Source organism: Bacillus sp. SIMBA_005, from assembly GCF_046535585.1.
Lineage (GTDB): Bacteria > Bacillota > Bacilli > Bacillales > Bacillaceae > Bacillus > Bacillus pumilus.
The window spans coordinates 187,277-200,203 of record NZ_JAWRWI010000002.1 but is presented as its reverse complement, the minus strand read 5'-3'; the positions used below and the strand labels follow the sequence as shown (position 1 = coordinate 200,203).

At 44.4% G+C, this 12,927-nt stretch carries 13 protein-coding genes; 11 read left to right on the top strand and 2 right to left on the bottom strand.

Annotated features, from left to right (window positions below):
* Nucleotides 1-4: 4 nt before the first annotated feature.
* From SB660_RS03675 to SB660_RS03625, 11 genes are all read left to right on the top strand, one after another.
* On the top strand, nucleotides 5-1,417 hold the full coding sequence (locus SB660_RS03675) for a capsular polysaccharide export protein, LipB/KpsS family (RefSeq protein ID WP_410581400.1): 1,413 nt from the start codon (nucleotides 5-7) through the stop codon (nucleotides 1,415-1,417).
* 21 nt (nucleotides 1,418-1,438) lie between these two features.
* Nucleotides 1,439-2,617, top strand: coding sequence for a DegT/DnrJ/EryC1/StrS family aminotransferase (locus SB660_RS03670; protein WP_410581397.1), 1,179 nt, complete (start codon nucleotides 1,439-1,441; stop codon nucleotides 2,615-2,617).
* Complete coding sequence (locus SB660_RS03665) at nucleotides 2,614-3,489, top strand: GNAT family N-acetyltransferase (protein WP_410581395.1); 876 nt, start codon at nucleotides 2,614-2,616, stop codon at nucleotides 3,487-3,489. Before SB660_RS03670 ends, SB660_RS03665 begins: the two co-directional genes overlap by 4 nt.
* A gap of 1 nt (nucleotide 3,490) precedes the next feature.
* The gene (locus SB660_RS03660) at nucleotides 3,491-4,615 is read left to right on the top strand and encodes an N-acetylneuraminate synthase family protein (protein WP_410581393.1); all 1,125 of its coding nucleotides are present in this window, start codon (nucleotides 3,491-3,493) and stop codon (nucleotides 4,613-4,615) included.
* Nucleotides 4,605-5,345: a cytidylyltransferase domain-containing protein gene (locus tag SB660_RS03655; RefSeq protein ID WP_410581391.1), complete on the top strand. Its 741-nt coding sequence runs from the start codon at nucleotides 4,605-4,607 to the stop codon at nucleotides 5,343-5,345. The genes SB660_RS03660 and SB660_RS03655 overlap by 11 nt, the downstream gene beginning before the upstream one ends.
* On the top strand, nucleotides 5,342-6,370 hold the full coding sequence (locus SB660_RS03650; protein ID WP_410581389.1) for a PseG/SpsG family protein: 1,029 nt from the start codon (nucleotides 5,342-5,344) through the stop codon (nucleotides 6,368-6,370). The genes SB660_RS03655 and SB660_RS03650 overlap by 4 nt, the downstream gene beginning before the upstream one ends.
* Nucleotides 6,371-6,372: 2 nt before the next feature.
* The gene (locus SB660_RS03645) at nucleotides 6,373-7,113 is read left to right on the top strand and encodes a sugar phosphate nucleotidyltransferase (protein WP_410581387.1); all 741 of its coding nucleotides are present in this window, start codon (nucleotides 6,373-6,375) and stop codon (nucleotides 7,111-7,113) included.
* Nucleotides 7,110-8,075: a dTDP-glucose 4,6-dehydratase gene (gene rfbB / locus SB660_RS03640; protein ID WP_410581385.1), complete on the top strand. Its 966-nt coding sequence runs from the start codon at nucleotides 7,110-7,112 to the stop codon at nucleotides 8,073-8,075. The genes SB660_RS03645 and rfbB overlap by 4 nt, the downstream gene beginning before the upstream one ends.
* 3 nt (nucleotides 8,076-8,078) lie before the next feature.
* Entirely contained in the window at nucleotides 8,079-8,933 is an 855-nt protein-coding gene (gene rfbD, locus SB660_RS03635) for a dTDP-4-dehydrorhamnose reductase (protein WP_410581383.1), read from the top strand.
* Nucleotides 8,926-9,381 (top strand): dTDP-4-dehydrorhamnose 3,5-epimerase family protein, encoded by a 456-nt coding sequence (locus tag SB660_RS03630; protein WP_144461591.1) that lies wholly within the window; start codon nucleotides 8,926-8,928, stop codon nucleotides 9,379-9,381. The genes rfbD and SB660_RS03630 overlap by 8 nt, the downstream gene beginning before the upstream one ends.
* Nucleotides 9,382-9,481: 100 nt before the next feature.
* The gene (locus SB660_RS03625; RefSeq protein WP_306821881.1) at nucleotides 9,482-10,273 is read left to right on the top strand and encodes an SDR family oxidoreductase; all 792 of its coding nucleotides are present in this window, start codon (nucleotides 9,482-9,484) and stop codon (nucleotides 10,271-10,273) included.
* Nucleotides 10,274-10,287: 14 nt separating this feature from the next.
* Here SB660_RS03625 and SB660_RS03620 read toward each other — a convergent pair whose 3' ends face one another.
* Nucleotides 10,288-11,484, bottom strand: a complete 1,197-nt coding sequence (locus SB660_RS03620; RefSeq protein ID WP_410581381.1) for an aminotransferase class I/II-fold pyridoxal phosphate-dependent enzyme — start codon at nucleotides 11,482-11,484, stop codon at nucleotides 10,288-10,290.
* A gap of 15 nt (nucleotides 11,485-11,499) precedes the next feature.
* A complete protein-coding gene (gene bacD / locus SB660_RS03615) occupies nucleotides 11,500-12,921 on the bottom strand; it encodes an alanine--anticapsin ligase (RefSeq protein ID WP_410581379.1) in 1,422 nt (473 codons plus the stop codon).
* Between the last annotated feature and the right edge of the window lie 6 nt (nucleotides 12,922-12,927).

Genomic DNA, 12,927 nt, shown 5'->3' with positions numbered 1-12,927 from the left:
TTAAGTGTCGCACTATATTCATCATTATTGGCAGGTGTACTTTGAGTTTGTAAATCTCATGAAGGATTTGTCCTATCAACAAATTCCTCTTGGGTTGATCAGCAATTTCTATCAATATATCAGTCCTGAGGTAAGGGAACGTATGGAGGATGAAGCATTCGGTCAAGAATTGACAACCGATTGTCCGCTGCCGGAAGAGATTCAGCCATTTTTTGATCAACATAAGCAGCAGATTAAGCGTATTGCTTATCGTCCGGCGAATGGAAAGGTCTTGCTTCACTTTGAACATCTGCGTTTTACTGAACAAAATTACACGCGGTTCCATCCGAGTCAAACCGTGGTGCTTGCTCGCTGGAAGAAGGCAGACTATTTCGGTTTACCTGTCATCAGCAAGCCTGAATTAGCTGGAGAGGTTAATAAAGAAGCCCATGCTGAATATATTGAGAAAGCAAATGCTCTCCTTAAACCTTACGCAAAGCACCCGGTCTTTGGCAATGTCTTTTTTAGAGAAAAGCTTCGGAAGGACATTGTGCAATTTATTGATGTGATAGACCAGACAGAAGTGCTTTTTCAGATGGAGCCAATTGCAGCTATCATTGTGGGGACAACGGAGGATGCATACAGCCGGGTACTTGCACTGCAAACTGTGAAACGCCAGCTCACGAGTATCTGTCTTCAGCACGGCGCACTGATGGGAGACGAAGCCTTTTTACCGATTTTCACGACGTGCCACGGGGTGTTTGGAAAGTATGAAAAAGACTGGTATGTAGACAAAGGCTGTCAGCCGGAACAGGTGGAGATCACAGGTCATCCGAGGTTTGATTTGGTGAAGGATCGAACGCCGCTTCAGCAGGAACTCATCTTTCGTAAATTGAACTTTAATCCTGCCAAAAAGACCGTACTTGTGGCAACGCAGCCGTTTTCAGAAGCTTTCTATCGTGATGTGCTTCAAACGATTGCAAAACGGAAGGACATTCAGTTGATCATGAAGCCGCATCCTTGGGAAATTGCCCGCAACCGATTAAATGAATATATGTCCATTGAACGAGCAGGAAATCATGTGAGATTGATTAAAAAAGAAATCGACTTATATGACCTATTGCCATATATGGATATGGTCATTACGCTCACATCAACCGTCGGTCTTGAAGCGATGCTCTTTGAAAAGAGTGTGCTGATCGGGAAAATGACAGAAGGCAGAAGATACCCTTATTACGAGTCGCTTGGCAGCTATCAGATGGAAAACCCTGTTGAACTGGCTGAGAAAGCCATTCGTATTTTGTCGGATGATCAAGAGATGAAGCTGGCAAAGCAGCAAGGAGCTAAGTTCATTAAACAACATTATCCGCATGCGCGTTCGACCGATGTTCTGCTTTCTCTGCTTAAAACAAAAACAGGTGTAGATTTTCAGAGATGAAGATAGGGGTGTGCAAGCGATATGGAAAAAAAGAGAGAACAATTTCTTCCTTATGCCCTGCCGTTGATTGAGCAGGAAGAAATTGACGAAGTCATTGGAACATTAAAATCAGGCTGGCTGTCAACCGGGCCAAAAGTCAGACAGTTTGAAGAAGAGTTCCGGCAGCTGACCGGTGCAAAACATGCGATCGCTGTCAATTCATGTACGGCTGCTTTATTTTTAGCCTTAAAAGCTAGAGGGATTGGGAATGGGGATGAGGTGATTACAACGCCTCTGACATTTTGCGCAACAGCCAATACGATCATTCATACAGGGGCAGCTCCTGTATTTGTCGATATTGACCCAGCGACACTCAACCTCGATGCAGAGAGACTAGAAGCGGCGATTACACCACACACAAAAGCGATTGTCCCTGTTCATTTTGCTGGTCAATCGTGCGATATGGACCGGATTTTAGCCATTGCCAAAAAGTACGATCTATTTGTGCTAGAGGATGCCGCTCATGCTCTGCATACGACGTATCACGGGCAGCCGATTGGAGCGATTGGTGATGCGACTGCCTTTAGTTTTTATGCGACGAAAAATATAGCGACCGGGGAAGGCGGCATGCTGACGACAAATGATGATGCACTTGCCGCTCGGATCAGAAGACTAGCACTCCATGGGATGAGCAAAGGAGCATGGAATCGTTATGGAGAAAAAGGAACGTGGTACTACGAGGTCGAGGAACCTGGCTATAAAATGAACATGTTTGATGTGCAGGCATCGTTAGGGCTTGTCCAGCTAAGCCGTCTAGATGATATGCAGGCACGGAGAGAACACATTGCGAAAGCATACAATCAAGCATTTCAAATGGAAGCAGGGCTGATCCTGCCGCCAGTGCATCATGAGGGAAGACATGCATGGCATTTATATGTACTGCAAGTGGACCCGAAAGAAGCATTCATCACACGCGATGAGCTAATTGATCAGCTGCAAAAAGACTATAAGATCGGCACGAGTGTTCACTTTATCCCTGTTCATATGCATCCATACTATCAACAAACCTACCACTATTCACCAGAGGATTTTCCTGAATCACTCGCGTACTACAAGCGGACCCTCTCACTCCCCCTTTACCCCAGTATGACAGATGAAGATGTGCAGGATGTCATCACTGCGGTGCTGTCTATTTTAAAAGAACAGAAGGCATCTTCATGAAGGCTGTTCATGCAATAGACGATCAGGTGCTGTCCGCTTGGCTTGAGAATTACGGTCAACAAATTGAACAAATGAAAGGCTTCAAACAGTTTGGTCTTGTCAGTGGCGCCCAGCTCAAAGCGGTGCTGTTATACGACTGGTCAAAATGGGAAAGCGGCATATTTGATCAGCATATTTTTCATGTGAAGTTTGCAGAAGCTGAGTCAGCATCTGCTTTTCAGGAATTAATGGAGCGCTTTATCAATTGGATGAGATCAGAAAAATGCGATTTTTTCTTTTTACGTCTTGAAGCGGCGGATGTTGGAAAAAACCGCATCGTCCAAAGGCTGTCACATGTGTACTATGTGGGCGGTCTCACTCGTCTTGAAGCACCGCCTGTTCACATGGAAATGCCATCAACAGGTGAAGATGTGGTCATCAGTCTGCCAGATGAAAAGGAATACGATGAGGCGGTCTCACTCGCTTATCAGGCTTTTGTGAAAAGCAGGTATGCGCTTGATCCTTTTTTAGACCAGAGTGCCGTCCAGCATTTCTTTCAAGAATGGATGAAAAATAATTTGCTCGGACGTGCAGATATCAATATCGCGGCAAAGGTGAACGATGAAGTCGTTGGTTTGATCCAAGGGGTGATAAAGGACGATGAACTGGTGCTTGATTTACTAGCCATTAGACCGGATGCACAAGGAAAAGGGCTCGGAAAAAAGCTGGTGATTGCGATGGTGAAAGCCTCTTATGAGAGAGGGCATCGGTTTATGTCTGCAGGAACTCAGATGCATAACACAACCGCTATTCAGCTGTACGAAAAGCTGGGCTTTAGAACAAAAAATGCCTTTTTGTATTACCATGTATGGCCGAAAAAAGGAGAGAGGTAAGATGGCGCATTTCTACATTGGAGATCGCAAAGTGGGGGATGGTGCGCCTGTCTTTATCATTGCAGAGGCAGGCATTAACCATGATGGAAAGCTGGATCAGGCGCTTGCTTTAATTGATGTGGCAAAAGAAGCAGGTGCCGATGCAGTGAAGTTTCAAATGTTTCAAGCTGATCGGATGTATCAAAAGGAACCAGGTTTATACGCAACAGCCAAGGGAGAAGAGGTGTCCATTTTTTCCTTAGTCGAACAAATGGAGCTGCCGCCAGAATGGCTGCCGGTGTTATTAAACCGCTGTGAGGAAAAAGGGCTGATATTTCTAAGCACAGTGTGTGACGAGGAATCTGCGGATTTATTAAATCAAACCGATCCGCCAGCTTTCAAACTAGCATCCTATGAAATCAATCATTTGCCTCTTTTGCGACATACAGCTTCTTTTCAAAAGCCCATTATTTTCTCAACTGCCGGGGCCACTATTGCAGATGTTCATGAAGCATATGACGCGATTACAAGCGAGCAAAACGATCAGGTCGCCATCATGCATTGCGTCGCAAAGTATCCGGCGCCCAGAGCTTACACGAATCTTCGTGTGCTCCAAACCTTAGCCTCCGCTTTTCCTGAGGCAGTCATCGGCTTTTCCGATCATAGTGAGCATCCTACTGAAGCCCCTGTTGCCGCTGTGAAACTTGGGGCAGCCATGATTGAAAAGCATTTTACGATTGATAAGACGCTGCCTGGCGCCGATCATTCCTTTGCGCTCGATCCCGAAGAATTAAAGAGAATGGTTCAGCATATTCGAGCGGCGGAAAAGGACCGAAATCAATCAGAAACAGACACTCATTCTGTGTCAGAGGAGCTCCTTGGCAGTTCTTTTAAAACGACAACTGCCATTGAAGGGCAGATTCGTGAATTTGCGTATCGAGGGATTTTTACGATAAAAGGGATTGCAAAGGGCGAGACTTTGACCGTAGAAAATCTAGCCGTATTACGTCCAGGGCAAAAAAGCCAAGGTCTTCATCCGCGGTATATGGAGACTTTAATTGGTGCCAAGGCTGTCAGAGACATTCCAGCCCATACAGGGGTTTCGTGGAAAGATGTGCTCATGCAGGAGTCTTCAAATGATCAATGATGTGCTCTTTGTCATACAGGCTAGAATGGGCTCAACAAGACTGCCAAAAAAGGTGATGAAGCCGATCGGTGGTATGGCATTGATCGATTTCATTGTTGAACGTGTAAAGCAATCAAATCATTACAATCACAAGACGCAGAACCTCATGATCGCCACAACAGTCGAAGCAGAAGATGATCTATTGGCTCATTATTGTTTATCAAAGGGCTATAAGGTATTTCGTGGCAGTGAGATGGATGTATTGCAGCGATTCGCAAAGATAGCTCAACATTTTGAACCACAAACCATTGTACGTTTAACGGGAGATAATCCATTTATAGATCCAGTGCTTTTGTCGAAAATGCTTGAAGAACATAGAAAGAAGAAGGCTGATTACACGTATACGACTGGAACACCACTCGGTATTTCCGGGGAAATGATCAACGCAACTATTTTATGTGAAATCGACAATTTTCCCCTTACGCAGCCGGAGCGTGAGCATGTCACGCTGTATATCCGAAAGCACCCTGAGCAATTTCAACTGCAATTATTCACACCGCCCAAAGAACTCGCATATCCTGCTTATCGATTCACGGTTGATACAGAAGAAGATTACGTATTTGCCACCCGTTTACTTGAAAAAGCCGGCGGGTCTATTGCAGTGCCTACAGCTGAACTCATCACCATTTGTGAACAAGATCCTAATATGGTTCGGTTGAATCAATTTGTGAGACAGAAGGATGCTGAATGAACAAAAAAATCATGATTGTTGTGTACGGTGGTTTTTTGAGAGGCATGGGGCATATCGTTAGAATGAAACGTCTGGCAAAGGAACTGATTCAAGAAGGAAACGACTTATATTTCTATACAAATGAACAGATTTGTGTAGAAATGCTCTCGCATTCAGCATGGCACGTTCATTTGGTGCAGGAATCAAACATATTTCTTCAAATGGTGCAGGACATAAAAGAGCGAAATCCTGATCTTCTGCTGATCGATGTTCTTGATTGTGACCTTCAGTTCCTTCAATCGATCAAAGCGTCCTTCAGAAATGCAAAACTGGTCTTATTTGAAGAAGAAAGAGCAGAAGCTTGCCAGTTTGCTGATGCTGTCATAAACGGCATTTATGGTGGATTGGACGAAAAGCACCTGCAAGTAAATGGAACGGACTACTTTTATGGAACACCTTATTTATTGTTAGATCACAAGATCAGCAAATTAAAAGACACATATGAGGTTCGCAAAGAATGTAAGAAGGTGGTGATCAGCCTTGGGGGCAGTGATCCAGGCGGATTATTAACAAAAGCTGTATCAGCACTTCTCGAAGCCGGCCATTTACACATTCTAGCGGTTACAGGAAAAGCCTCTCGCATCGAAGAAAAAATCGAGGCTGCACATATTCAATTCATTCGCCATACGGATCAATTACCTGCCCATCTTGCCGAAGCCGATCTAGCGATTGTTGCTGGCGGGATGACGTTATATGAGGCCGTTTGTATCGGGGTGCCCAGCATTGTCCTTTCACAAGTAGACCACCAAGCAGTAACAGCCACTCGTTTTGCACAAAAGGGAGCCTGTCACCATCTTGGATTGGGCAGCCTTGTGGATGAAAAGGATATATGGTGTGCTGTGCGAAGACTGTCCGGCAGCTACTTTCTTCGCAGGAGCATTCATCTCAATGGACGGTCACTCATTGATGGAAAAGGAACCGAACGAGTGAAAAACATTCTTATATACCTCATGAATCATCACCAAAAAGAACATAAGGATGTGTAGATGTGAAGGGAGTTATTTTAGCAGGAGGAAAGGGATCACGACTGGCACCTTTAACGAAGATTTTCAATAAACATTTATTGCCGGTTGGTCCATATCCGATGATTTATTGGTCATTGTTCAAATTGAAAGAAGCGGGGATTTTAGAAGTAATGGTCATATCACAAGCAGAACAAATCCCGCTGTTTCAAAAGCTGCTTGAAGGCGATCAGGAACTGGGGATGAACATCGTGTATCAGGTACAGCCAGAAGCTTCTGGAATTTCAGACGGCTTATCCTACGCAAAGCCCTTTGTAGAAGGGGAAAAGTTTGTGCTAATGCTTGGTGATAATGTATTTGAGGATTCGCTAACTCCTTTTGTTGAAGCCTTTCAGCAGCAAGAAAGCGGTGCGAAGGTTCTATTGAAAGAAGTGACAGATCCAAAGCGGTTTGGCATTGCAGAAATTGATGCCGCCCACCAACGAATATTATCAATTGAGGAAAAACCGGAGCATCCGCGTTCATCCTACTGCGTCACGGGTATCTATTTTTATGATCAAGAAGTCTTTCAATATATTGAGAAAATCTCGCCATCAGATCGAGGCGAATTAGAGATTACAGATGTAAACAATCTCTATATCTCAAATAGCCAGCTGACCTATGATATGTTAAAAGGGTGGTGGATTGATGCAGGAACACATGAATCTCTCCACCAAGCATCGACGAAAATGTTTGAAACGATGAAGAAAAAAGAGGGATACGAATGACGAAGTCTTATTTAATTACAGGCGGAGCGGGATTTATTGGACTGAATTTTGTGAAACTGCTGCTTCAGGAAACAGATGTCCGGCTCACTGTTTTTGACAAGTTAACATATGCCAGTCATCCAGAGGAGATGGATGAATTATTAAAGCTGTCTCATTTTCGTTTTATTCAAGGGGATATCACCCTTCAACATGAGCTGGATCAAGCGTTTGATGAAGTCTATGATGCGATCATTCATTTTGCAGCAGAATCCCATGTTGATCGCAGTATTGAATCGGCAGAGCCCTTTATTCAAACAAATGTCCTCGGTACCTATCGTATGCTGGAGGCAGTTTTAAAGGGCAAGGCGAAAAAACTGATTCATATTTCAACAGACGAAGTATATGGAGATTTGGAACTGAATGATCCAGCTTTCACAGAACAAACACCGCTTTCACCGAATAATCCTTATTCAGCAAGCAAGGCAAGCTCAGACCTGCTTGTAAAATCTTATATCCACACTCACCAATTACCCGCAATGATCACACGATGCAGCAACAACTACGGACCGCATCAGCACGAAGAGAAATTAATACCGACGATTATTAGAAAAGCAATCAATGGAGAAAAAATCCCGATTTATGGAGATGGCCAGCATATTCGCGATTGGCTGTATGTAGAGGATCATGTAAGAGCTGTAAAGCAGGTCCTTGAAAACGGAACAGCTGGGCAGGTGTACAATATCGGCGGTGGCAACGAGAAAACGAATCTCGATTTGACCAAAACCATTCTGACGCAGCTCGGGATGAGTCATGACCGTATTGCGTTTGTTGAAGACCGTAAAGGACATGACCGGCGGTATGCGATTGACGCCAGTAAGCTAAAACGGGAGCTTGGCTGGACGCAGGAGACGTCATTTGAAGCAGGTATTGAAAAAACGATCGATTGGTATCGTGCCAAATATGATCAGAGCGAAGAAGGGTGACGGATGAAAGTTTTAATCACCGGTGCAGGCGGGCAACTAGGGAAGGAATTGAGCAGACAGCTTAAGGAGAAAGACATCACCGTCATTGCCTTAACGAAGAGCATGCTCAATATCGCAGACCAGCAAGCAGTCAGACATGCGATGAGACACTTTCGTCCTAATATTGTTGTCAGTGCAGCAGCATATACCTCAGTAGATCAGTGTGAAACAGAAACGGAAAAGGCGTATCTTATTAATGGCATTGGCGCCTACTATACAGCGCTGGAGGCAAAGAACGTAGGGGCTGATGTGTTACATGTCAGTACAGATTATGTGTTTGACGGGCAAGCAGACACGCCTTACCAAGTGGATGCACAAGCAGATCCTCAAACCATTTATGGAAAAAGTAAAAAGCTTGGTGAGGAATTGATCCATCTTGTATCAGACGAAGTGAAAATCATCCGTACATCGTGGCTATACGGTCATGAGGGACATAATTTTGTGAATACCATCCTTCGGCTCGCAGAAACAAAGGATCATCTGCGCATCGTGAATGACCAAGTAGGCTCACCGACTTATACAAAGGATGTCGCAGAGGCCATCATTCATTTGTTTGATCAGCATGCAGGAATTTATCATGTCAGTAACCGAGAAAGCTGTTCCTGGTTTGACTTTGCGTCAGAAATTGTGGCAAAAAGCGCCCTGTCTACGACCATTGAGCCAATTTCCACGGAAGAGTACGGCTTCCAAACGCCTCGTCCAGCCTATTCTGTGTTAGACCTTCAAGCCATTGAAGCCACAGGCTGGCAGCCGAGACATTGGAAGGATGCGCTTCACGAATATTTGCAGAAAGAAGGGAGATGGCATCAGCATGATTGATGGTGTACAAACGAAAAAACTCATGAAACATTGTGATGATCGCGGCTTTTTTGCAGAGCTCATTCGAGATGATGAGCCGATGCTGCAACGTTTTGGGCAGGCATCGTGGTCGAAAAGCTTTCCAGGAGTAATCAAAGCCTTTCATTATCATGAAAAGCAAGATGACGTTTGGTTTTTCCCAGCAGGTCATGCTCAGGTCGTTTTATACGATTTGCGTGAGGGTTCTTCTACAAAGGGTCAAACTGATGTGTATTATATGGGGGAAGACAATCCAATGCTCCTCCTCATCCCAAAGGGTGTCGCACATGGCTACCGGGTACTAGGCGAGACGCCTCTGCAAATTGTCTATTTCACGACAGAATCCTATGACCCGAAAAACCCAGATGAAATGAGAATTGCATGGAATGACGAGACAATCGGATTTGATTGGGAAACGACTTTTAAATAAAGAACAGAGGCCTTTCGCAGGAGAAAGGTCTTTTTTTGTTGAAATACATTCTAAGTGTCATTTTATGTATTTTTCTAAGTTAAGCAGAAAAGGGATGTGGATGAGTTTGTCTAAAAGAATTGCATTTGTAACAGGGGCAAGTACAGGGATTGGAAAGGCAATCGCCATAAAGCTTGCCGCCCAGGATCATGTAAAGGTCATCATCAATTCTAGAAATCAATCCTCACTAGAAGATGCGCGGCAGCACATTGAACGTATGGCAGAAACAAAGGAACCGGTGTCTCTTTTCTGTGGCGATATGTCGCATGAAGGAGTGCGAGCTGAGGCCTTTGCGGCAATAGATAAAGAGTTTGGCAGACTGGATGTGTTGATTAACAACATTCCAGGAGGGAAGCCAGATACTTTTGATTCATGTGAAAGCGAGCAGATGCTGGCAGCATTTTCTCAGAAAGCTCTTGCGTATATTGATATGATGAAACGCGCGGCAGCAATAATGAAAAGGCATGAATATGGCCGAATCATTCAAATTGTCGGGAACCTTTGGAAGGAACCTGGTCATCAAATGTTTACGAACAGTATGATGAATGCAGCGATCATCAATGCTAGTAAAAATGCAGCCACACAGCTTGCGCCTTCTGGGATCACAGTGAATTGTTTAAACCCAGGATTTATTGCTACAGATCGGTATGAACAATTTATCGAAAACATGATGCGTGAGCAGTCATTATCACGCGAAGAAGCTGTACAGGCTGTTGCGTCAGGAATCCCGATGCAAAGAGTAGGTTCAGCGAGTGAAATGGCTTCATTGGCGGCATTTATCACATCAGAGGAAGCCTCCTATGTCACTGGACAGCAAATATCTGTCGATGGTGGTTCGATGAAAAGTATATAGATATGAAAAACCCGCTATATGCGGGTTTTTTGATGAAACCGAATCGGCAGTATATGCAGCCGATCGATAAAAAGGGCAAGCTGTTCAATTGGCGTCACCATTGAGATGCGGACATGACGTCTTCCGTGTGTTCCAAACACACCCCCAGGCGTCACGACGACATCTGCATGCTCAAGTAAATAATCGGCAAATGCATGAGAATCCTCGAAATCATCAGGGATTGGTGCCCACAAATAAAAGGCGCCGGCTGGACGTTCAATGGTCCAGCCAAGCTGCTTCTCCGCGTGACGGATGAAGAAATTTATTCGTTCAAGGTAGACTTCTTTCAAAGATAAAATATGACAGTCATCACTTTGTAAAGCGACGGTGGCGGCATGCTGAAATCCACCATACATACTGACAAACACATGATCTTGGAAAGCGTTAATGGCATGAATGATGTCCTCATTGCCTACAGCAAAAGCGACTCTCCATCCTGCCATATTGAATGTTTTGGATAAAGAATATAATTCCACGCCTACGTTTTTCCCAAGAGGAGCCTTTAGAAAGCTCACTGGTTTTTGCTCATAATGAAATGAACCATAAGCAAAATCATGAATCACATGGAGTCCGTGAGTAGAGGCAAATGCCGCAGCCTCTTCAAAAAAAGCCTCATTTGCTACAGCACCTGTTGGGTTATTCGGATAATTTAAGAAAAGGACCTTTGCCTTTTTTAACACGTCTGGATCAATTGATGAGAAATTCGGCAAATAGCCATTTTCCTCTTCTAGCCGGATGCAGTATGGCTTTGCATCTGCCATCAAGATACCTGAATGATATTCTGGGTATCCAGGATCGGGGACGAGGGCAATGTCCCCTGGATCAAGCAGGCACTGACTCATCACATAAAGGCCTGTTTTTCCGCCATTAAAAAGGGCAATTTCCTTCTTCGGGTCAACCTCAATGGCGAATTCCTTTCTGTAGAAATCCGCAATGGCTTGCTTGAAAAAGTCAAAGCCTCTAAAAGGTGCATATTGCTGAAATTGCAAAGTGCCTGCTGCTTCTTGAAGGGCACTCACAATATGCGCAGGAGTAGGAAGATCGGGATTTCCCTGACCAAGGTTAATGATGTTCGCTCCGTGCTTTGTTTTATGCGCAATTTTCTCAAATACGGTTCCGAATTTTTGTTCTGGCAGCCGTTCAATCATGTTAGATGGTAAGATTTTCACCACGACATCCTCTCTTTCTTATCCCTTCACTAATTCATCCATTAACTGAATGGATGCCTGCTTTTGAATGTTGCGGATGGAGGCGGCAACATCTTGAGAAGACGACCCTTTTAATTCAAGAGACACGATGCCATTAAATGCTTCAAATAAAGATAGATCTACAAAGGTTCCTTTAGGTGGGACGGATTCGCTGATGATGACAGTATCTCCAACTAAAGTGTCCTGCGGAATATGCACATGATCAATGGTGATGTGTGCGGCCTCAGGCGGAATGTGTCCGCTCTCTTTGAAATGCTGAGGGTATAAATGACAGTCTGCTACATAATGCGTATGTCCAGAAAGCAGTTTTTTTGGCAAATCAGCCTTTTTTCCATCGACTAATACATCAATCAGCAGCTTGGCCATATCTACCCCAAAGACCTTTTTGATATTCGGAATCATATTCCAGCCAGCAAATCTAGCTGCTGATTCGATCAGTCCAGTTTCCCGATGTTTCATCAGCTTGATCTCTGTATGAGTGGCACAGTTTTCGAGTCCTAACCCCTCATTTGCCTTTTTTGCTGCCTCAATGATGATGTGCTGAGCTTCATTGTCTAGGATCGACGGAGTGATATGAGCCGTTTCTGTAAAGCCGATTTGAGGGGTCTTATCATGAATGACAAAAGGGATATATTCACCCTCAACAACTAATCCTTCTACACTGACATAATCAGAATAGCCGTCGTCTTGATACCAATCCTCATAAGTGCCCTCCAAGTATGTTTCAGCGACAAAGGGTGCTTCATACGTCACAGCGTTTGGAACGGGAATGGTTTGCAAATAGGATTGTACGTGTAAAAAGAGATCATCACTGCCGGCTCGGTCATGAAAAAGGGTCACGCCAATGGAACTTGCTAAATATGTAGGCTTTAAAATAAGCGGTGTCCCGATATGTTCAATGGCTTGTTGAAAATCAGCTAAAGTCGTGACAGGCTGAGTTTTTACTGCTTTGACCCCAGCCGCGTTGAATGCAGCCCTCATTTGGCTTTTATCACGCGCTAATTCAGCTGCCTTTACCCCGGCGCCGCGCAGCCCAAGTCGCTCAGCGGCTTTTGCCATTGGTGCAATGAATAATTCATTATTGGTGGTGATCGCATCCGCTTTGAAAAAGGAAGCGACGCGAACGAGGTCATCCACCACCTCTTCCTCTGATTTCAGATAATCATCATGTGCCCAGTAAATCGAATCTGGGTGTTCAAAAGAAGGGTTTGTATCAAAATAATCTCGATCTTTGATGACCGCAATAGAGTATTTTTCGATTAGCTCAGCGTGTCCCTTTGTAATAGCAAAGGGTCTCGGGATATAAGAAATGATATGATACGATGCAGCCACGCTTTCATAAAACATATGGGGCGGGCATCCTCCCAGATCAGCAATGACAAGAACGGTTTTTTTACTCAATGAAAG

What these genes read in the sequence shown, in the direction of transcription:
- SB660_RS03660 (WP_410581393.1), top strand. Translation starts at nt 3,491, where the DNA reads ATGGCGCATTTCTACATTGGAGATCGCAAAGTGGGGGATGGTGCGCCT.
- SB660_RS03630 (WP_144461591.1), top strand. Translation starts at nt 8,926, where the DNA reads ATGATTGATGGTGTACAAACGAAAAAACTCATGAAACATTGTGATGAT.
- SB660_RS03655 (WP_410581391.1), top strand. Translation starts at nt 4,605, where the DNA reads ATGATCAATGATGTGCTCTTTGTCATACAGGCTAGAATGGGCTCAACA.
- SB660_RS03665 (WP_410581395.1), top strand. Translation starts at nt 2,614, where the DNA reads ATGAAGGCTGTTCATGCAATAGACGATCAGGTGCTGTCCGCTTGGCTT.
- rfbB (WP_410581385.1), top strand. Translation starts at nt 7,110, where the DNA reads ATGACGAAGTCTTATTTAATTACAGGCGGAGCGGGATTTATTGGACTG.
- SB660_RS03625 (WP_306821881.1), top strand. Translation starts at nt 9,482, where the DNA reads ATGAGTTTGTCTAAAAGAATTGCATTTGTAACAGGGGCAAGTACAGGG.
- SB660_RS03650 (WP_410581389.1), top strand. Translation starts at nt 5,342, where the DNA reads ATGAACAAAAAAATCATGATTGTTGTGTACGGTGGTTTTTTGAGAGGC.
- SB660_RS03670 (WP_410581397.1), top strand. Translation starts at nt 1,439, where the DNA reads ATGGAAAAAAAGAGAGAACAATTTCTTCCTTATGCCCTGCCGTTGATT.
- rfbD (WP_410581383.1), top strand. Translation starts at nt 8,079, where the DNA reads ATGAAAGTTTTAATCACCGGTGCAGGCGGGCAACTAGGGAAGGAATTG.